Source organism: Acidilutibacter cellobiosedens (assembly GCF_004103715.1).
Lineage (GTDB): Bacteria > Bacillota > Clostridia > Tissierellales > Acidilutibacteraceae > Acidilutibacter > Acidilutibacter cellobiosedens.
Genome location: NZ_CP035282.1, coordinates 1,434,214 through 1,454,580, shown reverse-complemented (window position 1 = coordinate 1,454,580; position 20,367 = coordinate 1,434,214). Strand labels below are relative to the sequence as shown.

22 protein-coding genes, 2 tRNA genes and 1 other annotated feature are annotated in these 20,367 nt (G+C 31.6%); of the genes, 5 read left to right on the top strand and 19 right to left on the bottom strand.

What is annotated here, in order from left to right; all coding sequences use genetic code 11:
- Window positions 1-112 precede the first annotated feature (112 nt).
- From EQM13_RS06865 to EQM13_RS06815, 10 genes are all read right to left on the bottom strand, one after another.
- Complete coding sequence (locus EQM13_RS06865) at window positions 113-679, bottom strand: histidine phosphatase family protein (protein WP_071141035.1); 567 nt, start codon at window positions 677-679, stop codon at window positions 113-115.
- Window positions 680-953: 274 nt separating this feature from the next.
- Window positions 954-1,442, bottom strand: a complete 489-nt coding sequence (locus EQM13_RS06855) for an AAA family ATPase (protein WP_114218633.1) — start codon at window positions 1,440-1,442, stop codon at window positions 954-956.
- Window positions 1,443-1,579: 137 nt separating this feature from the next.
- A tRNA-Gly gene (locus EQM13_RS06850) sits at window positions 1,580-1,651 on the bottom strand.
- Between the two features lie 6 nt (window positions 1,652-1,657).
- Window positions 1,658-1,733 (bottom strand) — tRNA-Phe (locus EQM13_RS06845).
- 41 nt (window positions 1,734-1,774) lie between these two features.
- Entirely contained in the window at window positions 1,775-2,647 is an 873-nt protein-coding gene (gene hslO / locus EQM13_RS06840) for an Hsp33 family molecular chaperone HslO (RefSeq protein ID WP_071141037.1), read from the bottom strand.
- A gap of 101 nt (window positions 2,648-2,748) precedes the next feature.
- Window positions 2,749-2,949 carry a cold-shock protein gene (locus tag EQM13_RS06835; RefSeq protein ID WP_071141038.1) on the bottom strand — a complete coding sequence of 67 codons (201 nt, stop codon included), beginning with the start codon at window positions 2,947-2,949 and terminating at the stop codon, window positions 2,749-2,751.
- Window positions 2,950-3,096: 147 nt separating this feature from the next.
- The gene (locus EQM13_RS06830) at window positions 3,097-3,831 is read right to left on the bottom strand and encodes a class I SAM-dependent DNA methyltransferase (RefSeq protein ID WP_071141039.1); all 735 of its coding nucleotides are present in this window, start codon (window positions 3,829-3,831) and stop codon (window positions 3,097-3,099) included.
- Window positions 3,832-3,839: 8 nt separating this feature from the next.
- Window positions 3,840-4,586: an SIR2 family NAD-dependent protein deacylase gene (locus EQM13_RS06825; protein WP_071141040.1), complete on the bottom strand. Its 747-nt coding sequence runs from the start codon at window positions 4,584-4,586 to the stop codon at window positions 3,840-3,842.
- 37 nt (window positions 4,587-4,623) lie between these two features.
- The gene (locus EQM13_RS06820) at window positions 4,624-4,833 is read right to left on the bottom strand and encodes a small, acid-soluble spore protein, alpha/beta type (protein ID WP_071141041.1); all 210 of its coding nucleotides are present in this window, start codon (window positions 4,831-4,833) and stop codon (window positions 4,624-4,626) included.
- Between the two features lie 46 nt (window positions 4,834-4,879).
- Window positions 4,880-5,791 (bottom strand): type II CAAX endopeptidase family protein, encoded by a 912-nt coding sequence (locus EQM13_RS06815; RefSeq protein ID WP_071141042.1) that lies wholly within the window; start codon window positions 5,789-5,791, stop codon window positions 4,880-4,882.
- 142 nt (window positions 5,792-5,933) lie between these two features.
- Between EQM13_RS06815 and asd the strand changes: the two genes are divergently transcribed.
- From asd to dapD, 4 genes are read left to right on the top strand one after another with little or no spacing between them, the layout of a single operon-like run.
- A complete protein-coding gene (asd, locus tag EQM13_RS06810) occupies window positions 5,934-6,929 on the top strand; it encodes an aspartate-semialdehyde dehydrogenase (RefSeq protein ID WP_128752307.1) in 996 nt (331 codons plus the stop codon).
- An 11-nt stretch (window positions 6,930-6,940) separates the two neighbouring features.
- Complete coding sequence (gene dapA, locus EQM13_RS06805; RefSeq protein ID WP_071141044.1) at window positions 6,941-7,816, top strand: 4-hydroxy-tetrahydrodipicolinate synthase; 876 nt, start codon at window positions 6,941-6,943, stop codon at window positions 7,814-7,816.
- A 12-nt stretch (window positions 7,817-7,828) separates the two neighbouring features.
- On the top strand, window positions 7,829-8,605 hold the full coding sequence (dapB, locus tag EQM13_RS06800) for a 4-hydroxy-tetrahydrodipicolinate reductase (protein WP_071141045.1): 777 nt from the start codon (window positions 7,829-7,831) through the stop codon (window positions 8,603-8,605).
- A gap of 3 nt (window positions 8,606-8,608) precedes the next feature.
- Window positions 8,609-9,328, top strand: coding sequence for a 2,3,4,5-tetrahydropyridine-2,6-dicarboxylate N-acetyltransferase (dapD, locus tag EQM13_RS06795; RefSeq protein WP_071141046.1), 720 nt, complete (start codon window positions 8,609-8,611; stop codon window positions 9,326-9,328).
- Between the two features lie 42 nt (window positions 9,329-9,370).
- Here dapD and hpt read toward each other — a convergent pair whose 3' ends face one another.
- From hpt to EQM13_RS06775, 4 genes are all read right to left on the bottom strand, one after another.
- Window positions 9,371-9,904, bottom strand: coding sequence for a hypoxanthine phosphoribosyltransferase (gene hpt / locus EQM13_RS06790; protein ID WP_071141047.1), 534 nt, complete (start codon window positions 9,902-9,904; stop codon window positions 9,371-9,373).
- 199 nt (window positions 9,905-10,103) lie between these two features.
- Window positions 10,104-10,769, bottom strand: a complete 666-nt coding sequence (locus EQM13_RS06785; protein WP_071141048.1) for a single-stranded DNA-binding protein — start codon at window positions 10,767-10,769, stop codon at window positions 10,104-10,106.
- 165 nt (window positions 10,770-10,934) lie between these two features.
- Window positions 10,935-11,576 (bottom strand): hypothetical protein, encoded by a 642-nt coding sequence (locus EQM13_RS06780; protein ID WP_071141049.1) that lies wholly within the window; start codon window positions 11,574-11,576, stop codon window positions 10,935-10,937.
- Between the two features lie 17 nt (window positions 11,577-11,593).
- A complete protein-coding gene (locus EQM13_RS06775) occupies window positions 11,594-12,379 on the bottom strand; it encodes a polysaccharide deacetylase family protein (protein WP_234958949.1) in 786 nt (261 codons plus the stop codon).
- 135 nt (window positions 12,380-12,514) lie between these two features.
- On the opposite strand from EQM13_RS06775, the gene EQM13_RS06770 reads away from it, so the two are divergent.
- Entirely contained in the window at window positions 12,515-13,048 is a 534-nt protein-coding gene (locus EQM13_RS06770; protein WP_071141050.1) for a DUF4364 family protein, read from the top strand.
- A 2-nt stretch (window positions 13,049-13,050) separates the two neighbouring features.
- Here EQM13_RS06770 and EQM13_RS06765 read toward each other — a convergent pair whose 3' ends face one another.
- The 5 genes from EQM13_RS06765 to EQM13_RS06745 all read right to left on the bottom strand — a co-directional run bounded on the left by EQM13_RS06765 (window position 13,051) and on the right by EQM13_RS06745 (window position 20,043).
- Window positions 13,051-13,980, bottom strand: coding sequence for a YncE family protein (locus EQM13_RS06765; RefSeq protein WP_161567186.1), 930 nt, complete (start codon window positions 13,978-13,980; stop codon window positions 13,051-13,053).
- A gap of 71 nt (window positions 13,981-14,051) precedes the next feature.
- Window positions 14,052-14,273 carry a hypothetical protein gene (locus tag EQM13_RS06760; protein WP_071141052.1) on the bottom strand — a complete coding sequence of 74 codons (222 nt, stop codon included), beginning with the start codon at window positions 14,271-14,273 and terminating at the stop codon, window positions 14,052-14,054.
- Between the two features lie 61 nt (window positions 14,274-14,334).
- A complete protein-coding gene (locus tag EQM13_RS06755) occupies window positions 14,335-15,627 on the bottom strand; it encodes a bifunctional folylpolyglutamate synthase/dihydrofolate synthase (RefSeq protein WP_071141053.1) in 1,293 nt (430 codons plus the stop codon).
- 36 nt (window positions 15,628-15,663) lie between these two features.
- Complete coding sequence (locus EQM13_RS06750) at window positions 15,664-17,259, bottom strand: hypothetical protein (protein WP_071141054.1); 1,596 nt, start codon at window positions 17,257-17,259, stop codon at window positions 15,664-15,666.
- 135 nt (window positions 17,260-17,394) lie between these two features.
- Window positions 17,395-20,043, bottom strand: a complete 2,649-nt coding sequence (locus tag EQM13_RS06745; protein WP_071141055.1) for a valine--tRNA ligase — start codon at window positions 20,041-20,043, stop codon at window positions 17,395-17,397.
- A gap of 44 nt (window positions 20,044-20,087) precedes the next feature.
- Window positions 20,088-20,317: a binding site (T-box leader), on the bottom strand.
- Window positions 20,318-20,367 lie beyond the last annotated feature (50 nt).

Below are 20,367 nucleotides of genomic sequence, written 5' to 3'. Positions count from 1 at the left end.
AAAAGCGGTATTTATCACTTCATTATTCATATATCTTCTCAATTATAAAGTAAATTTAAAAAAATCAGATATTGAAGATAGAGCAAGGATGTGGTTTTATTAACATATGCTCTTAATATACAAAGACATTGATCTTTTCTATTTCTTTGCAAAATTTACCATCAAAAGTGAATCTCACAATCCAAGGCATTAATTTTATAATATTATTAAACTCATTATAACCGAAAGATGAGTCGTAATAATTTATAATTGTACTTAAGGCAGTTCCATGAGTACCAATTACAATATTCTTGCCTTCATAATCAGTCAATATACGCTTTAAAGCATTTATATTTCTGCTCTGTACTTCTTGTAATGATTCGCCTTCATTCAATTTATAATGAAAATCATTCCACTGTTTTTTAGAAAAATCCGTAAAGTTATCTACCCATCTGCCTACGTGTCTTTCCTTAAACTCATCTATAAATTGAATTTTCAAGTGATTCTTTCCTGCGAAGTCCTTCACAGTATCAATTGCCCTTTTATACGGACTTGAAAATACAGCATCTATTCTTTTAGAGTTCAAAAATTTAGTGACTAAAATCCGATCTCTCATTCCCTTTTCTGTTAAGGGACGGCTATAATCATCATAGACGGAATTATCAGATTCCGCATGCCTGATAAAATATATTTCTGTCATAAAATAACCTCCGTGTCTATCTTAATGGTTCAATCTTAAAAAATCCTTCACCGTTTAATAAAAGTTGCCAGTTAGCTTTCAATTCCTCCTGATGTATCAATGTCTAAGCAATGGTTAATTAATAGTATGATAACCATCCATACACTGAAACCCCATGTGTTTACATAAGAAATACCCAGTATTTTTGTTCAATCTTCAAAACATCACCATTGTTTATGATGCTTTTAATAGATGCAGGAGAGATTATTCTTATAATCTCACGATATATTGGAGTTTACAGTTTTCCCTTTAGTTCATTTACGGACTTTATCCAAAGAAGCTTATTTTCATAATCCATGAGCCTATCTTCGTGAACATTACGATTTTTCTCAAAATCATTTGTCCATATAAACATATGTTTTAGCATGTCATAGGTCGGTTTATAGTTGCTTTTTTCATATCCGACTTTTTGTTTGATAAATCTAGAAATTATTCTGTATCTTCTAATATATAAAGGTGTATCTAAAAAGATAATCTTATCTGCTAAATCATACAAGACTTTTTGACTTTCTCTGTAAGTTCCCTCTACAATCCATGCGCCATTTTCATTTATCTTATCAATGATTTCTTTTTGTTCTTCATTAGAACGTTTATATCTCTTTTCATTTGGAAATCCCCAGGCAATACAATCTCCCTCATAATAGGGGATGCTTAATTCTTTCGATAATTTTCTTGCTAAAGTTGTTTTTCCACTTGCAACAATACCAAATATAAGTATTTTCATAGTAATCTCTATCCTTACTATTTTTATTCAAACAAATTTCTGTTCGCACGATACAATCACCTTTGAATCCATAGTATCATATTGTTTTTTACCAAAAAGACATAGCTTCCTCTTAGTGGGAAGCTATGTCTTTTTAGAGCGGAAGACGAGATTCGAACTCGCGACCCTCGCCTTGGCAAGGCGATGCTCTACCACTGAGCCACTCCCGCATTATATGGTGCCCAAAGGCGGAATCGAACCACCGACACGAGGATTTTCAGTCCTCTGCTCTACCTACTGAGCTATCTGGGCAACAGTTATATCATATAATATATATGAAATTCATTTTGGTGTCAAGAGTTAATTAGGGTTTCCAAATCCTCTTTTGAAAAATTATATTTTGAGTTACAAAAATAACATACTACTTCCGCCCCGTTATCTTCTTCAATCATACTCTCTATTTCTTTCTCATCCAAACTTAGCAATGCGCTTTCTATTTTTTCTCTACTACAATCACATTTATATTCAACCTTGATACTTTCAAGTATCTCCAATTCAAAGCCTTTAAAAACCGTTTCAGCTATTTCCTCAGGAGTAAGGCCTCTGTTCACAAGGGAAGATACGGGCTCTGATCTCTTTATATTTTCTTCCAATCTACTGATGTCATCTTCATCCGCATCGGGAAGAGGCTGCACTATATATCCTCCGGAAGCCTTTACCGTCATATCCCTATCTATCATTACTCCCAGATTAACTGCAGAAGGCTGTTGTTCAGAATAGAAAAAATAATTGGCAACATCCTCGGCTATTTCTCCTGACACTAAATTAGATTGTCCTATATAAGGATCTTTAAGTCCCAAATCTTTAACAACGGTTATTCTCCCGTTTTTCCCTACTGCCCCTCCCACATTAAGTTTTCCGTTGGCTTTAAGAGGCAAATCAATATCCGGATTTTTTACGTATCCTTTTACATCTCCCTTTGGATTAGCTACAGATACTATATTTCCAATAGGTCCGTCTCCTCTTATTTGAAGAGAAATGCTTTCTCCTTCTCCCTTCATCATTACCCCCATAATGCTGCATGCAGTCAAAGTTCTTCCTAAAGCGGCAGAAACGACAGGAGTGGTATTATGAATTTCTCTTGCCTTTTCAACCGTATCTGTAGTTACTGCAACAAAAAATCGAATAAGACCTTTTTTATCAATTCCTCTTATCATATAATCCATTTTATTTTTCTCCTTATACACATAATTAAAGCCCCTTATTTACATGAGGGGCTAAAAATTGGCTACGGTTAAAAACTATATATAAATTTTAGTTTTTTTTCTTATAGTTTTGTAACATTTGTAGCTTGAGGGCCTTTTTCTCCTTGAACTATTTCAAATTCAACTTTTTGACCTTCTTCTAATGTCTTGAAACCATCTTGTGTTATTGCTGAATAATGAACAAATACATCTTCTCCATCTTCAGTGGATATGAAACCGTATCCCTTTGTTGCATTAAACCATTTAACTGTACCTTTAACCATTTAAAACATTCCTCCAATATAAACTATTAATAGATGAATCTGCTATGTACGTCATCTACTTTTATTAGTCTATCATAATTATGCATCCTTGTCAAATAATATTCCCTCAAGTCGATTAAAATATTCCTGTTTAGAACTGCTATAAAACTATATCTTCCCAGCAACGAAATTAATTCTCTCGCTCTTCTCATCAGGAAAAGAAAACGTAGGATGCTCATAGCATTTAACTTTCTCAAAACCGGCCTTATTCAAAAGGTTTGATATTTCTGAAACAGAATAGGCTCTTTCAAAATGTTCTTCATCAAATCTAATATATTTATCCTTTTCTTTCGCAAAAAAAGTCAAATCAAATTGAGCTATATTTGACTTTTCATCGAAATAATTCTGCCATATATAATATATATCCTTTCTGTCTTCCACAAAAATATTATTTCCGACAATCTCTTTTAACTTATAGAAAGAATTAATATCAAATATAAAAACTCCTCCACTTTTTAAATGAGAATTTACGGATATAAAAATTCTCTGCAGATCATTTTCATCCAAAATATAATTTATTCCATCACATACACAGATAACTATATCAAATTTTTTATTAATATTAAAATCAATCATATTTTGATTTAAAATTTTTAGATTGGAATATTTATGCAACTTATTATATACAATGGAAAGCATGTCCTCTGAGGAATCAAAAGAAATAACCTTATACCCCTTCTTCACAAAATATTTGGTCATATTCCCTGTTCCACAGGCCATCTCCAATACATCTTCCCCATTGACATTTTCCTTTTTTAAAATTTCTTCAATATATAGATACCATTTTTCATATTCCACATCATCCATTAATTCATCATAATACTGTGCAAACTTATTATACATTTAGCCCATTACTCCTTGTCCAAACCCTTTAATATCTCATCCAAAACTTCTCCTGCTTTCCCTTGAATACAAAGATCGGCTCTTCTATCAAAAGGCGTAGAACCTATATTTATTATAATCAATTTTTTAACCAATTGAGGAAGATAATTTACAGGAGAAACTACAAGACTTGAACCAACCACAATGAGCAAATCCGAAGTACCTACCTCTTCCTGAGCAATGCTAAAATCCTCAGGAAGCATATCTCCAAAAAATACTACGTCAGGTCTTAGTATTCCTCCGCATGCATCACATCTGGGAGGAATTTCTCCTTTATTTACCTTGTTATTAATTACATCTAATTTCACTTTATTTTTACAGTTTAAACAGCTTCCCTCTCTTGTATTTCCGTGAACTTCCAATACATATTTTGAACCTGCCTTCTGGTGGAGATTATCAATGTTTTGGGTTACTATTCCTTTTATATATCCTTTTCTCTCCATTTCTGCCAACGCTAAGTGAGCTTTATTAGGTTCTGCACCGGTCATTCCTAATAACATTTTAAATCCTTCTTTATAAAACTTCCTTGGATTATTATATAACACGGTAGTAGACAAAGCTTCCATTGGGTCTACTTTTTCCCAAAGTCCCGTTTGAGGGCTTCTGAAATCTGGAATTCCACTTTCAGTAGATACCCCTGCTCCTGTCAAAACAAAAGTCTTTCTTGATTCTTTTATTAATTTAATGGCTTTTTCAATATAGTATTTTTCTACCATACAAAATGCCCCCTTTAATACTATTTTAATCAAAAAATCATTTTGATTCAAGGTCAGATTTGTTTTTCTTCTGTTTTTTCATAGCTGTAATAATTCCGCCTATTTTCCCCGATTCCTTTGCCGTAAGTCCTGCCCAGCCGACTCTGTTTATCTTTTCAATAAGTCCCAACTCCTTGGCTATTTCATACTTTAGCTTTTCTTCATCTATTACATGGTTTTCCTTATTTTCATCTTTCTTTTTATTCATTATCACCCCTCCTACTTTTAGTATGGCAGGGAAAAAGAAAAATATCCTAAAAAAACACAATCTTATAATTAAATATTACAAAAAATATTAAAACTACAATAAGTGGTAACCACTCAATAACTCTTACTCTGCTGTTAGTAAACAATTCTCCTAAATACAAATCCTCATTTTCCTCAGGTAATGCTCTTATAAATCTTAAAGCTATCAATCCCATTAAAAGAGCCGCTATTCCTAAAGTAACTCCTGGAATTACCAAATTATAACCCTTTAAAGCACTTAAAGATTCTTCTCCAATGTTTTTAGTGCCATCAGAAAAAAAGTACCCGATTAATAATGCAATAGTATTATTAGTAGTATGGGCAATAATTGAAGAATAAATAGAATTCGTTTTATTTACAATAATACCGAAAATTATTCCCAAAAATACCGGTCCTAAAAAATTTTGAATATTAAAATGAAACAATCCAAATAACAATGCTGAAATTAATATTGCCTTTGCCTTCCCAAATCTTTCATAAGATGACATCATAACTCCTCGAAACATTACTTCTTCACATATTCCCGGAGAAAGCGCAATAATAAAAAAGCTAATGATCAACTGTCTGATATTATCTGGAAGTGGCACAGCAGCTGTATTTATTTCTCCAAATCTACTCAAAATAGCAACTACTATGTAATTTAAAAAAGTTCCTACAGGATAAGAAAAAATAACTATTAACGGTATAAATAATATCTGTTTAAGAGATAATTTATTAAGCCTTAATACCTTTTTAAAATTAGATTTTTTAATCAATAAAAATAAGACCGTAGGAAGTAGTATTAATAAAAACTCAGTAATTACAAGTCCCGAATAGATTTCTCTTTTTTGTACATATGAACCTGCAAAGATAAGGAGAAAAGCTACTAAAAGATAAAAAACATTTACTTGGTATATTCTTGGTTTGCTATTAGCATTCATATTCTTACCTCCATAAAATTCTTTCTTTTAAATTGTATCTTTTTTTTTCACTTTTATCAATTCCTATTTACTTATATCACATAAATCAATATAATATATTATAATATAATAGTATAAATAACCAAAATATAGAGGTGAGTTTATGAAAAATTATAATATAGGAATAGTCGGTGCAACAGGCATGGTAGGAAGAACATTTTTGAAGATATTGGAAGAAAAAAATTTTCCCATTGACCACTTATATTTATTTGCTTCAAGTAAGTCAAAGGGAGAAAAAATATTATTTAGATCAAAAGAATATGTTGTAGAAGAATTAAATGAAGATTCTTTTAACAAACCTATAGATATAGCACTATTTTCTGCGGGAGGAGAAATAAGCAAAAAATTTGCACCTATAGCAAAAAGTAAAAAGATAGTAGTAATTGATAATAGCAGCACTTGGAGACTATATGATGATGTTCCTTTAGTAGTCCCCGAAGTAAATCCTGAGGATGTATTGAAACATGATTATATTATATCAAATCCAAATTGTTCAACAATTCAATCTGTGGTTCCGTTAAAACCTTTAGATGATGCTTATCATATAAAAAGAATTATATTTTCAACTTATCAAGCAGTTTCGGGTTCAGGAGTAGGTGGGGTAAAGGATTTAGAGAATGGATTAAAAAATATTCCGCCTAAAAAATATCCTTATCCCATTGCTTTTAATTGTCTTCCTCATATTGATGAATTTACTGATACAGGTTATACAAAGGAAGAACTGAAGATGATTTATGAAACGAGAAAAATACTTCATAGAAATGATTTAAATATTACCGCTACTACTGTAAGAGTACCTGTAATGTACAGCCATTCGGTTTCTGCCAATGTAGAATTTGATAAGGACTTTGAATTAGAAGAATTAGTCAATGTTTTAAGAAAGGCAAAAGGAATCATATTAATGGATAATCCTAAAGAAAATATATATCCTATGCCTATAATTGCAGAAGGTACCGATGAGGTTTATGTTGGAAGAATAAGAAGGGATTTCAGTGTAAAATCAGGGGTTAACTTATGGATTGTAGCAGATAATATAAGAAAAGGAGCTGCCACAAATACGGTTCAGATTGCAGAGCTTTTAATTAAAAATCAATTTTAGGGGGGAAATTTATGTTTAAAGGTTCAGGAGTAGCAATTATTACACCATTTAAAGATGGAAAAATAAACTATGACAAATTTGAAGAGTTACTTGAATGGCATGTTAAAGAAAAAACAGATGCCATAATTGTATGCGGTACTACAGGAGAATCTGCAACTCTTTCAGATGAAGAAAAAAAAGAACTCATAAAATTTACTGTTGAAAAAATAAATAAAAGAATTCCCGTTATCGCAGGAACCGGTTCCAACAATACGGCTCACTGTATCGAATTAAGTAAATATGCTCAAAAAGTTGGAGCCGACGGATTACTTATCGTAACCCCTTACTATAATAAAACTACTCAAAAAGGGCTGAAAGAACACTATTTAGCTATTGCACAGGAAGTAAATATTCCAATAATAATATACAATGTCCCCAGCAGAACAGGCCTTAATATTTTGCCGAAGACTTTAGCCGAGCTTTCAGAGCATCCAAATATAAGAGGAGTAAAAGAAGCCAGCGGAAATATCGCTCAAGTAGCTGAAATAGCAAGGCTGTGCAAAAATAATTTTTGTATCTATTCGGGAAATGATGATATGGTTGTACCTCTTCTATCCTTAGGAGGATTAGGCGTGATCTCCGTTGTTGCAAATATCCTTCCGAGAGATACTCATGATATGGTGTCCTCTTATCTTAACGGCAATCTCAAAAAAGCTAAAGACCTTCAATTAAATATGAAACCTTTAATTGACGCTTTATTCATTGAGACAAATCCAATTCCTATAAAGGAAGCTATGAATTTACTGGGAATGGATGTAGGTCCTTTAAGACTTCCTCTCACTTCTATGGTAGAATCGAACAAAAAAATTCTTATGGCTGAAATGAAATCCTATGGATTAAAGATATAGGAGGTAAATAAAATGATTAAAACCCTTATAAATGGGTATTCAGGCAAAATGGGTACTGTGCTTTCTAATGAAATAACTAAGGATAATGAAATGGAACTTGTCGGTGGAATAAGCAAACACTGCAGAGAATGTTTTTCAGATTTTAAATTATATGATGATATTTTTAAATTTAAAGATGCTGTAGATATGGTTATAGATTTTTCTCACCCTTCAAGTTTAGATTCTCTTTTAAAATTCGGCTTGATAAATAACGTTCCGTTAGTTATTGGAACCACAGGATTGTCTGATGAAAATTTTAAAAATATAAAGGAAGCCGCAAAAAAGATTCCCATATTTTATTCTGCAAATATGTCTTTGGGAATAAATTTGCTCTTGTCTCTTGCAAAAAAAGCTGCTTCTTTTTTAGGTGACAGTTTTGATATAGAGATAGTGGAAATGCACCATAACAAAAAAATTGATTCTCCAAGCGGCACAGCTTATATGATCGCTAACGAAATAAATAAATCATTTAATGAGCCTAAGAAATATGTTTTTAACAGACATGAAAGAGCAGAGAAACGACAAAAAAATGAAATTGGAATTCATTCCATCCGAGGGGGAACAATAGTAGGAGAACATTCAGTTTTATTCCTTGGAGAGGATGAAGAAGTGGAAATAAAGCATCGAGCATTATCTAAAATAGTTTTTGCTCAAGGGGCTATTAAAGCTGCCAAATTCATATATAAAAAAAGCGCAGGATTTTATACTATGGATGATATGCTTAAAAACTTTACAGGAAGGGAGAATTAATTAATGACTAATGATAAAGATTTCTTGGATGATCCCTATAAGATAGCCCAATATTTGAAAAACTCACAAAAAACTACTCCGATAAAGGCGTATGTCAGAGGTAATATAGATAATATGGATTTATCCAAATTTAAACATTTTGGAAATAACGATCTCACAATATTAATCGGAGAATGGGCAGACTTTAAAGATCTCCTTGAAAAGAACGGTAGTAATATTTACGAATATTACATTGAAAATAATCAAAGGAATTCAGCAATTCCACTATTGGATATAAAAGATATCAATGCAAGAATTGAACCGGGAGCTATAATCAGAGACATGGTTCATATAGGAAACAAGGCCGTAATAATGATGGGAGCCGTAATAAATATAGGAGCTGTAATTGGCGATTATACTATGATAGACATGAACACGGTGATAGGCTCCAGAGCTCAGATCGGTAAAAATGTTCATGTGGGTGCCGGAGCTGTAATTGCAGGATTGTTGGAACCTCCCAATAAGACTCCTGTTATAATCGAAGATGAAGTTTTAATTGGAGCAAATGCTGTTGTCTTGGAAGGCGTCAGAGTAGGAAAAGGTTCTGTTGTTGCGGCAGGTTCTGTTGTTACAATGGATGTCCCTCCAAACAGTGTTGTTGCGGGGATACCTGCTAAATTTATAAAGGAAAAAGACAATAAAACAAAAAATAAAACTGCTATAGTAAAGGAAATAAGAGAATAAAATATGCCTTGCAGGTTTTCTGCAAGGCATATTTTATTCTGATTAATTGTCTTCCTCAAATGTAAAAATATAAGGCATATTTCTGTAATAATTCCCATAATTAAGGCCATAGCCCACTATAAATATATCCGGTATATCAAAGCCAATATAATCAGGCTTTAAATCTATTTTTCTTCTACTGGGTTTATTTAAAAAAACACAGGTTTTTATGGAATTTGGAGAATGACCTTTTAAATAATCTATAACATACTTCATGGTCAGTCCTGTATCCATTATGTCATCAACTACCAATACGTCTCTTTCCTTTATATCGGATCTGATACGAGAAATAATTTCAACATTTCCTGTAGATTCCTTCTCATTTCCATAACTGGAAGTAGTCATAAAGTCAATCTCAACGGGAATTTTTATATTTCTGACCAAGTCAGACGTAAATATAAAACTTCCTCTCAATAAAGAAATAATTACTAAGTCCTTTCCCATATAATCATTAGAAATAATATCTCCCAGTTCCCTATTTCTACGTTGAATTTCTTCATCCGTAAATAAGATCTTTTTTCTTTCGTTCTTTTTCAAGATATTTCCCTCCTTCCATTAAACTACATTTTTTTTATTAAATTTTTCTTTATTTCTTTAAGTTCATATAATATTTTATTCAAAGTATATTGTATGCTGATTGCAATTATAAAAAGAATTACATATTTTGTAACGTCCCAATGCATTTGACCACCTCTAATCTTTTGTTTTTCTCCTTATATTATAAATCAATTTTTCTTTAATCGTAATCCTTTGTTCTATTATTATCATCTTTTACATACTCCAACTTAGAGACGGATACTTCATAAGCAACTTTTACTTCCGCTTCTCCATTAGAAAGTTTTTTCTGATAATTTCTGCTTTGAATTCTTCCCCATACCTTAATATGATCCCCTATAAGAAGCTTTTCACAAAACCTTGCATTCCTTCCCCAGGAAATGCAAGGAATATAGTCAGACTTATTATAAGGCCTGTTAACAGCGATCAATAGGTCGGATATTTCTCTTCCAAAAGGAGTTGTTCTGTACACCGGCTGTTTGCATATATATCCGTCAATAAATATCTCGTTGGGCTTTTTCATTAATTCTTCCATTTCATCCTCTTGCGGAATATAAATATCCCTTGCAAAAATTGTCAACATAAGCTTGTTGGAATTATTTATGTAGCGATTGTATGATCTAAGCTGACCATCAATGACAACATAAGTGCCAACCGAAAAATCCATGTTTACAAAAAGCCTTTCGGAAATAGTGATTGGCAGTACATCAGCAAAATCACTCAATCTCGGCACTTCCAACTCAAAAGAGTAAAAACCTTCTCCATACATTTCGTGACTAAATTTCATTTCAGTTTTAACTTTCCCTATTACCTTGACTATATTTGTTTCAATAACCTTATCCACCATATTTCCCCAATTCCCCCTTATTCTTATGTTTTTAGTACAATCTATATTTATTCATTTAAAACATACAATATGATTACTAAAATAAAATTTTTATAATTTCTATATTTGACATATAACTTAAAAATCCTTCTTAACAACTCAGACGAAAATTTCAATTAATTGTTTTCAATGTACTTCTTTGACTTTTTCTATAGCTTTTTTGATTGTTTCTATAGGGATACCATAATATATTCCCGTAGAAATGGAGGCCATTCCATTATATACACTATTTTCTTCAATAAAATTCAACTTTGCGGGAAACTCCAATCCATCAATAACTGTCCCAAAAAAATTTATTATTTTTCTTTGAATACAATAATTAAATTGAACCATATTATCAATATTTAAGCTGGAAGCAGTAATAGTGGATTTATTATTGAGACCATAAGTTATAATCACAGCCTTATTATTTCCTTTAAGTAATTCGATGCTGTTATTATCATCACTGTTAAAAATAACTATATTGGAAATATTCGAAAAGAATTCTTTTAAATATTTATTCTCTGCCCATTTTCCGCTTAAATTAGTGTGAACAATCAAATCAAATTTTAAATGTAAATTATTAATTGCTTCCAATGTCTCGGAAGTTATATTCATTAATCCGATTTGTATATCCTCCTTAGATTTTAAAAACAATATCTTTCCATCATCGTTCTCATAGATAATATGATAACCTCCGTTAAAAAATATTTCCTCAATTAAATAAAAAACGGCATTATCTTCCTCATTCCCTAAAACCCCAATAAAACTTATCTTTTGTAATCCCATGTTTTTCCTCCTCTTTATCAGTCAGTTTTATTACTTTCTGTTTTTATTTGTCTTCCCGTATTATCAATATAATAATTATCCTTATATATCAATTGAGAAACGGGTATTATTTCATATCCGTCCTTTTGTAACTTTTCTATTACTATGGGTAAATACTCAGCTACATATTTTGCGTTGTTATGAAACAACACTATAGATCCACTTCTCACATTTCTTGTCACTCTATCTACTACAGGTTGTACTCCCAATTCTTTCCAATCCAAAGAATCCACATCCCACTGTATAGGATAATAACCGTTTTCTCTGCAGACTCTTATTACCGTGTCATTATAATCTCCAAATGGAGGCCTGAACAATATCGGTTTTTTCCCAGAAATCTCTTTAATTTGATCCCCTGTTTTACTTAACTCCTGTATCATTTGTTCTTCCGATAATTTTGTCATATATGGATGATTGGTAGAATGATTTCCTATATCATGTCCTCTGCTGCTTATTTCTTCTACAAGTTCAGGATATTTTTCTACCCAGAATCCCACAAGAAAAAATGTAGATTTTATATTATATTTATCCAATATATCCAATATAGTTCTTGTAGAGTCTATTCCCCAAGCCGCGTCGAACGTTATCGATATTTTTTTATCGTTTCTTTCTACACTGTAAATAGGCAATTCCCTAATATTAGAAAAAGCTTCCCTTACGTTGATATTATATGTAATACTGGTATAAATAATCGATATAATTAAAACTCCAATCATTACTGCTCCTTTTAAAATGTTATCTCCTTTCGCTTTAAATGTCTTCAAAATATCTCCTCCCTTATATCTACTAATACAATTTATTCACAAATGTTTTTATATATAACACTTTATGAATTGCTACTTCTCTTTTATACATGATATGATATAATTTAATTAGTTCATACTAAGAAGGTGATTGAAATGTTTGTTGATAATAGCGAAGAACTTGCTCAAAATAAACTTCTTCTTTTATATATAATAGACAAATCCCCCAAACCTCTTACAAATGCAGAGATAACGGAATTTGTCCTGGATAATAATTATATGAATTTTTTTCTCGTGCAACAATTTTTAAGTGAATTAGTAGAAACAAACTTTTTAAAATATTCCGATGAAAATGAAAAGAATTATTATATTCTTTTAAATAAAGGTAAATTAACTTTAGAATACTTTGATAACAGAATTCCAAAGGATATAAAAGACGATATCGATAAAAAGTTAAAAATAAAAAAGATAGAAATAATGAGAGAAAAGCAGATAAGAGGCAGCTATATTAAAAAAAACGATAAGGAATATGTTGTAACCTTGAAATTGGTTGAAGGGGATACTACTCTATTTAATATTGATTTAAATGTTGCAAATATAAATCAAGCAAAGTTAATATGCGATAATTGGAAAAAAAATCCTGACTCAATATATCAGGATATCTTAGACAGCATCATAAAGCTAAGGTAACATCATAATAATAATAGACCGTTTGGTTCTTTTCCCGTATTTATATTCATATATATTTTATCCTTATCAATGTCAAAAATCGTTAATATATTTTCCGATATATTAGTTATAAATAACATTTTATCCTTATCCCAAAGTATTTTATTAGGCATGCCTTTAAGAAAATTTTTAGTCAATATTCTATCCTCTTTAATATCTAACTTATATAAAAAACCATCGTCAATATTTGTTAGATATATGAATTTTTTATTAATCATTATCATATTATTAAATATACCTTTTAGATTGATACTTTTAACTATTTGTCTGTCGTGAAGATTTATAATTGAAATATTGCTTTGATTTATAATTCCATTGTTAATATAGGACAAAACATACATGTATCCTTTTTCGATGAATATTTTAATCGGATTTTTATCCAATTTAATCTTTCCTTCCCCTTCACTATTTATATCTATTACGTCTATACTGTAGCTATTAGAATTAGCTACAAGTATTTTTTTTGTATCTCTATCGATTTCTATATCAACTGGTTTTTCTCCTACAGGAACATTTTGAATCAACTGAAAATTTTTTTCATCCAATATTGAAACAGAATTTGAGTCCGTATTAGATATAAATATATATCCTTCAAAGGTTTTTATTGATGTAGGAAAACTTCCTACCACCACTACATCTTCAATTTTTCTTTTATCCATATCCATTTTAAATACGGTATTGTTGTATGCATTTACAATATAAATCTTATTTTCTTCACTACTCATGCTCATCTCATAAGGTCCTATATAAAAACCATCTAAATATAATTCCTTTTCTAAATTAACAAAGGATAAAAGGGAAACTGTTTCCACCTTCAATTTTTTTCTAAAATCTACTATTGTTAAAGAATCATCACCTGTATTAGCAACTATCAATATTCCTTTTTTTTTCAATATTTCACCTCCATCCACATTTATATAACAATTTATGCTTATTTATGGATTTCGGTGATAAAATCAAGTATCTACTTTTTAATGATTTTCATCATGGATTCCCGTTTATCGGCCTTTAAATTTCTTCTTTTTATTTCTATTATCAAATTATTTACTCTCATGATCCCATCTCTATAATCTTCTTCACAACCTAAAGATACTAAATATTTAAGATTTTCTGTTTCATCAAAAAATTTTCTTATAAGTTCCTCATCTTTAAACCTGGTATAAGGATTGAATTTTATTATCCTCATAATAATAATCCTCCTCCGGAATATATTAATAATATTTACTCCAGAGGAGGTAAAAAAAGAACTACATATTCATAATAATTGTCCTAACATCTCCTACTAAATATAAAGAACCTGAAAATAATATCATATCATCGGGATTTGCAACTTTCAGTGAATAATCTACAGCCTTATGAATATCTTTTTCAACATATATATTGCTACTATAATTTCTTATTTTTTCAGCTAATTCCTCTGCTTCCATCTTTCTCACACCGTTGGGTTCCGTAATTATTATCATATCAGCCATCGGAACCAAATCTTTTATTACACTGTCCACATCCTTATCTTTAAGTATTCCTATGCCCAATATAAGCCTCTTATATTTAAATAGTTTTATTGACTCTCTTAAAGACAAAGCACCTTGAGGATTATGAGCTCCATCAATAAGAAAAATGGGATTTCTTCTTAAGACTTCCATTCTTCCTTTCCATTTTGTATTCTTAAGCCCTCTCCTTATTTGTTCATCACCTATCTCTAAAAATTTCCTGTCTCTCAATGTGACTATCGTTGTCAAAGCCAAAGATGCATTAAAAACTTGGTACCTTCCCAGCAATGAAATATTTAGATCCTTAAAAAAGTGACCTGAGTAATTATAATCAAACACAGCACCTTCATCATTTGTACTTTTTATAGACACATTGTCTTCGGAACACAATATGAGTTCCGCATTTTTATCCTGAGCTACTTTTTTAATTACATTTAATGCCTCTTCTTTTTGGGGATATGATATAACTAATCCTCCCTCTTTTATGATACCTGCTTTTTCATATGCAATTTTTCCTAAAGTATCTCCCAATATATCCATATGATCCATATCGATAGTAGTGATGACCGATGCCAAAGAGCTTTCTATCACATTAGTTGAATCAATTCTTCCGCCTAAGCCTACTTCTAATACCACATAATCTACCTTCATATTGCTAAAATATAAAAACGCGGCAGCGGTTATAATCTCAAAGCTTGTGGGACGAATGCCTTCATATTTAATCATATAGTCTGATTTTTCCTTAACTTGTTCTATGACTTGCGTCAAATCCTCATCGGAGATATTTTTGTTATTTATTTGAATTCTATCATTAAAAACCTCCAAATAAGGAGAAGTATAAACTCCCACTTTACAACCCGTTTCCATGAGCATATTCCCAATGTAGGATACAACGGAACCCTTTCCGTTGGTTCCCGCAATATGAACATATTTCAAACCTTTATGAGGGTTACCTAAAAGTTCTAAAAGCCGTCTTGTAGAATCAAGACCTAATTTGGAACCAAACCTTTCAACGCTCCTTATATACTCCAAAGCTTTACTATAGTTCATTTTAAATATAACCTCCTATTTTCCATCCCTTTTCTATCAATTATTAATAAATAAATAAGGAGTATACAAATAATTCATTAATATATAAGCAAAGGTCAGAAACAAAATATATTGTTTATAAGGCTGTTTTATTCTGTCCTTTTTTCTCGACATGATTACCGCACAAAGACCCACCAGTGAAAATACTGTAGGAATTATAATTTTACTGCCTGTAAAAGTCAACAATTTAGGCATATACAAAACGGCCTCAGGTTTATAAAAACTATTTATAGTTATAATTTGAAAAAATAAATATATGAATATTCCTATTATAAGATACTTATAACCACTCTTCTCAATTCTTTCATTAATGGAAAATATATATATCAGCCATCCAAGAACAGGTAACAAAGGTAAAAACCTTCCTGCAAAAGAAATAAGCAATAGATAGCTTGTAAGGGAAGGAACTTCTTTTCCTAAGGCTTCCTTTACATCATTGGAATTTATTTTAGTAGTACTCAACAGTACACTTTTATCCGTAGTAGCTGCCATAACTTTAAAATATTTTCCTTCATCCGGTTCAAGCCAGAAGCATACTTCTCCATCTTTTCCTTTTACATAGCTTGGCTTTATTGATAATCCTTTTGTTTTAGATATAAGTTCGGTTTTATTTATTCCTTTCCTGTTTAGCCCCACTTTTACGATATTAGTTTTTTCTCTGCTGTAAAGATCTAAATAAGTAGTTCCTCCGACTAATATTTCAATCCCATTTTCGTTTTCTCCTATCACTACGGGATTGCTGTAAAAATATCCAAGGCCCATATCTGGATAATCATTAAACTTAACGGGTTCAAAGGATTTCTCGGTACTCTTATTGTATCCTGCTAAGATATAGCCGAAATTATTAGCGCCTTTGCCTTGAGTTGTAATTAAAGAATAAATATTTTCCCCGTCACCGCAGAGGACAAAGTCTCTCACTTTCATTCCTATTTCGCTAATTTCCCAAACGGTAACAGCATCAGACATGATTCCGTCTCTACATTGGCTGATACGATATTCCTTAATGCCCGTTTTATTATTATAATTTACTGTTTGCAGATATATATTTTCATCTTGAGAATATACCTTTAAATCCTTAATATTTCCTGAAATTTCTCCGTCAAAGATGGTTTCCCCGTCACCACGGCAAATACTTATCATACCATCTTTTTTCAAAAAAGCAAGTATTCCTTTCTTCCCGTCACTATAATAATCCAATTTTTCTACATTATTCATTATTTCCTTTACCTGCACTGTTTTCAGGTCATCGGAAATTTCTCCTCTATAAACTGTATTTTTGTTATTGTCTCTCCACAAAATATACTTGCCATCTAAAAAAACCTCTTGGGAACTTGTAGTATTGAATTCCAATTGAGGAATATAAACTTTTTCTTCCTTCAATAACTCCATTTTGTTATTAAATAATTTAATCTTTAAGCCTTTTTCATCTCCATATGCCTGATCCAAAAATAAAATATTCTCATCAATATCTGATACTAAGGGGTTTCTATTAAAACTTGTTTTCTGTATGGATATTTCCCGACTCCAATTTGGAGATGGAGCCGCAGCACTTAATTTACTATTATACATAACATGGATAAAAGTTATTACCAAAAATATTACAACAAAAAAAATAATTACTCTTTTAATAATATCACCTCCTTGTTTAATAAATATATTCTACCACCATATTATTCTAATTTAAATCTATTAATAAAAAAATCGGTTGAAAAATCAACCGATTTTTTATTAATTATTTTTAATAATATTTAACCTTTCCAAAACTTTATCCATCATATCTTTATACTTCGTCTCTTTTTCTCTTTCAGCTTCTACAACTTCCTTAGGAGCTTTATCTATAAACCCTTTATTGGACAACTTGCCTCTCACTCTTTTCAATTCAGATTCCAACTTTTCTCTTTCTCTTTCGAGTCTTTCTCTCTCTTTTTCAAAATCTATTAAATCTCTCATAGGCAAATATATCTCACATTTTTCCAAAACCACTACTCCATTGTCTTCTCCTAAGCCATCTTTGGAATCTCTTATATATATATCATTGGCAAAAGCCAAATTAACAAAATATCTCTTGCCCTCATCAATTACCTTTTTAATTTCTTCATCTTGAGTTACAAATATCATATTTGATCTTCTTTTAGGCTCTACATTCATTTCCGATCTGATATTCCTTATTCCTTTAATAGCATTCATTATATACTCCATGCTTCTTTCCGCTTCCGGAAAATTAATATTTTCTCGGTATACAGGCCATGAAGATATAATTAAAGGTTTTTCTTCGTCGGGAAGATATCTCCAAATTTCTTCGGTAATAAAAGGCATAAAAGGATGAAGCATCTTCAAAATATCCTTTAACACAATTAACAGAACCTTCTGGGCAGTTTCCTTAGTTTTTCTTTCCGTTCCATATAATCTTCCCTTCACTATTTCTATATACCAATCACAAAACTCATCCCATATAAAATCGTATATTTTCTGAGCTGCCATGCCGAGTTCATATTTATCAAGGTTTTCAGTTATCTCTCTTACCACATTATTCTTTCTGGAAAGTATCCATTTATCTTCTTCCTCTAAATCTCCAGTATCAAAATCATACGATTTTATATCTTCATCAATATTCATCATAACAAATCGAGTCGCATTCCACAATTTATTGGCAAAATTTCTGCTTGATTCAACTCTTTCCATATAAAATCTCATATCATTGCCCGGACTATTTCCGGTAACCAATGTAAATCTCAAAGCATCTGCTCCATATTTGTCTATTACATCTAAAGGATCAATTCCGTTTCCCAAGGATTTACTCATCTTTCTCCCTTGAGAATCTCTTACAAGACCTGTAAGAAATACATTATCAAATGGAACCTCCCCCGTTTGCTCTAATGCAGAAAAAACCATTCTTACAACCCAGAAGAAAATAATATCGTATCCGGTAACCAATACATCTGTGGGATAAAAATACTTCAGATCCTCTGTTTCTTCAGGCCATCCGAGAGTTGAGAAGGGCCAAAGGGCTGATGAGAACCATGTATCTAACGTATCAGGATCCTGATATATATTTTTACTTTTACATTTGGGACATTCTTTCGGTTTATCCTTTGATACCACCACTTCGCCACAATCTTTGCAATAATACACGGGAAGTCTATGTCCCCACCAGAGCTGTCTCGAAATACACCAATCCCTAATATTCTCCAACCAATTAGTGTATATTTTGCCGAATCTGTCGGGAATGAACTTAAATTGTCCATCTTCGTAGGCCTTAAGAGCAGGTTCTGCAAGAGGTTCCATTTTCACAAACCACTGCCTTGATATTATAGGTTCAACTATAGTATGACATCTTTCACAATGTCCCACACTATGCATATGTTCCTTTATATCTGTTAAATATCCTTCGGATTTAAGGTCTTCAATTATCTTATTTCTTGCCTCATATCGATCTAAGCCCTCGTATTTTCCTCCGTTTTTATTAATGGTCGCATCATCGTTAAATATTTTAAACTGACCTAAATTATGTCTCAACCCAACTTCAAAATCGTTGGGATCATGAGACGGAGTAATCTTCACAGCTCCCGAGCCAAAGTCCATATCAACATATTCATCAGCAATGATAGGTATCTCTTTATTAACCAGTGGAAGTATAAGAGTCTTTCCGATTAAATTCTTATATCTTTCGTCTTTAGGATTAACAGCTACCGCCAAATCTCCCAGCATCGTTTCTGGCCTTGTTGTTGCAATAGTAATAAACTCCTTTTCTCCTTTAATGGGATATCTGATATACCAAAGCTTGCCTTCCGTATCTTCATGTTCCACTTCCGCATCCGATAAAGCAGTTTTACAATTAGGACACCAATTGATGATTCTGTTTCCTCTGTATATAAGACCTTTATTATATAACCTTACAAATACTTCTTCCACCGCATCGCTAAGTCCTTTATCTAATGTAAATCTTTCCCTGCTCCAATCACAGGAAGCTCCTAACTTTTTAAATTGTTCCTTAATATTTCCTCCATATTTTTCAGTCCAATTCCAGGCTTCTTCAAGAAATTTTTCTCTTCCCAATTTCTCTTTGCTCTTGCCTTCTTTTTTTAATTTATCTACTACTTTTGCTTCAGTAGAAATACTGGCATGGTCTGTTCCCGGAAGCCATAAGGCTTCATATCCTTCCATCCTCTTCCATCTGATTAAAATATCCTGAATCGTTCCGTTCAGTGCATGGCCTAAATGAAGATTTCCGGTTACATTAGGAGGAGGCATCATAATAGAAAAAGATTTCTTATCTTTATTTACATGAGCTTTGAAATATCCCTTATCATTCCAGAAACTATACAGCTTATCTTCAAATTCCTTCGGATTATAAGTTTTTGGTAAATTATTTTTCACGTTCTAACCTCCTTAATAAAACTTAAAAACCCTTCATCCTTAAATATAAGGACGAAGGGTTAATACGCGGTACCACCTTAATTCCGCCAAACATGCTGCGGCTCTTAATTATAACAAACTATATAACGGAATTACCCGTTCAGATTTACTGTCATTTCAATCTGAAAACTCAAGAGCTACCTTCAATAAACCTTTTATGAGAAAATCTCTCAGCCCTCGGATCTTCCTCTCTGTACAGAAGTATTTATCTACTCTTCTCCGTCAAAGTAATTAATATTACGTTATATTATATAATATATCAGTTTTTGTACTGTTGTCAACATT

Coding starts and splice junctions, on each gene's coding strand:
- EQM13_RS06865 (WP_071141035.1), bottom strand. CDS start 679: ATGACAGAAATATATTTTATCAGGCATGCGGAATCTGATAATTCCGTC.
- EQM13_RS06855 (WP_114218633.1), bottom strand. CDS start 1,442: ATGAAAATACTTATATTTGGTATTGTTGCAAGTGGAAAAACAACTTTA.
- hslO (WP_071141037.1), bottom strand. CDS start 2,647: ATGGATTATATGATAAGAGGAATTGATAAAAAAGGTCTTATTCGATTT.
- EQM13_RS06835 (WP_071141038.1), bottom strand. CDS start 2,949: ATGGTTAAAGGTACAGTTAAATGGTTTAATGCAACAAAGGGATACGGT.
- EQM13_RS06830 (WP_071141039.1), bottom strand. CDS start 3,831: ATGTATAATAAGTTTGCACAGTATTATGATGAATTAATGGATGATGTG.
- EQM13_RS06825 (WP_071141040.1), bottom strand. CDS start 4,586: ATGGTAGAAAAATACTATATTGAAAAAGCCATTAAATTAATAAAAGAA.
- EQM13_RS06820 (WP_071141041.1), bottom strand. CDS start 4,833: ATGAATAAAAAGAAAGATGAAAATAAGGAAAACCATGTAATAGATGAA.
- EQM13_RS06815 (WP_071141042.1), bottom strand. CDS start 5,791: ATGAATGCTAATAGCAAACCAAGAATATACCAAGTAAATGTTTTTTAT.
- asd (WP_128752307.1), top strand. CDS start 5,934: ATGAAAAATTATAATATAGGAATAGTCGGTGCAACAGGCATGGTAGGA.
- dapA (WP_071141044.1), top strand. CDS start 6,941: ATGTTTAAAGGTTCAGGAGTAGCAATTATTACACCATTTAAAGATGGA.
- dapB (WP_071141045.1), top strand. CDS start 7,829: ATGATTAAAACCCTTATAAATGGGTATTCAGGCAAAATGGGTACTGTG.
- dapD (WP_071141046.1), top strand. CDS start 8,609: ATGACTAATGATAAAGATTTCTTGGATGATCCCTATAAGATAGCCCAA.
- EQM13_RS06785 (WP_071141048.1), bottom strand. CDS start 10,769: ATGGTGGATAAGGTTATTGAAACAAATATAGTCAAGGTAATAGGGAAA.
- EQM13_RS06780 (WP_071141049.1), bottom strand. CDS start 11,576: ATGGGATTACAAAAGATAAGTTTTATTGGGGTTTTAGGGAATGAGGAA.
- EQM13_RS06770 (WP_071141050.1), top strand. CDS start 12,515: ATGTTTGTTGATAATAGCGAAGAACTTGCTCAAAATAAACTTCTTCTT.
- EQM13_RS06760 (WP_071141052.1), bottom strand. CDS start 14,273: ATGAGGATAATAAAATTCAATCCTTATACCAGGTTTAAAGATGAGGAA.
- EQM13_RS06755 (WP_071141053.1), bottom strand. CDS start 15,627: ATGAACTATAGTAAAGCTTTGGAGTATATAAGGAGCGTTGAAAGGTTT.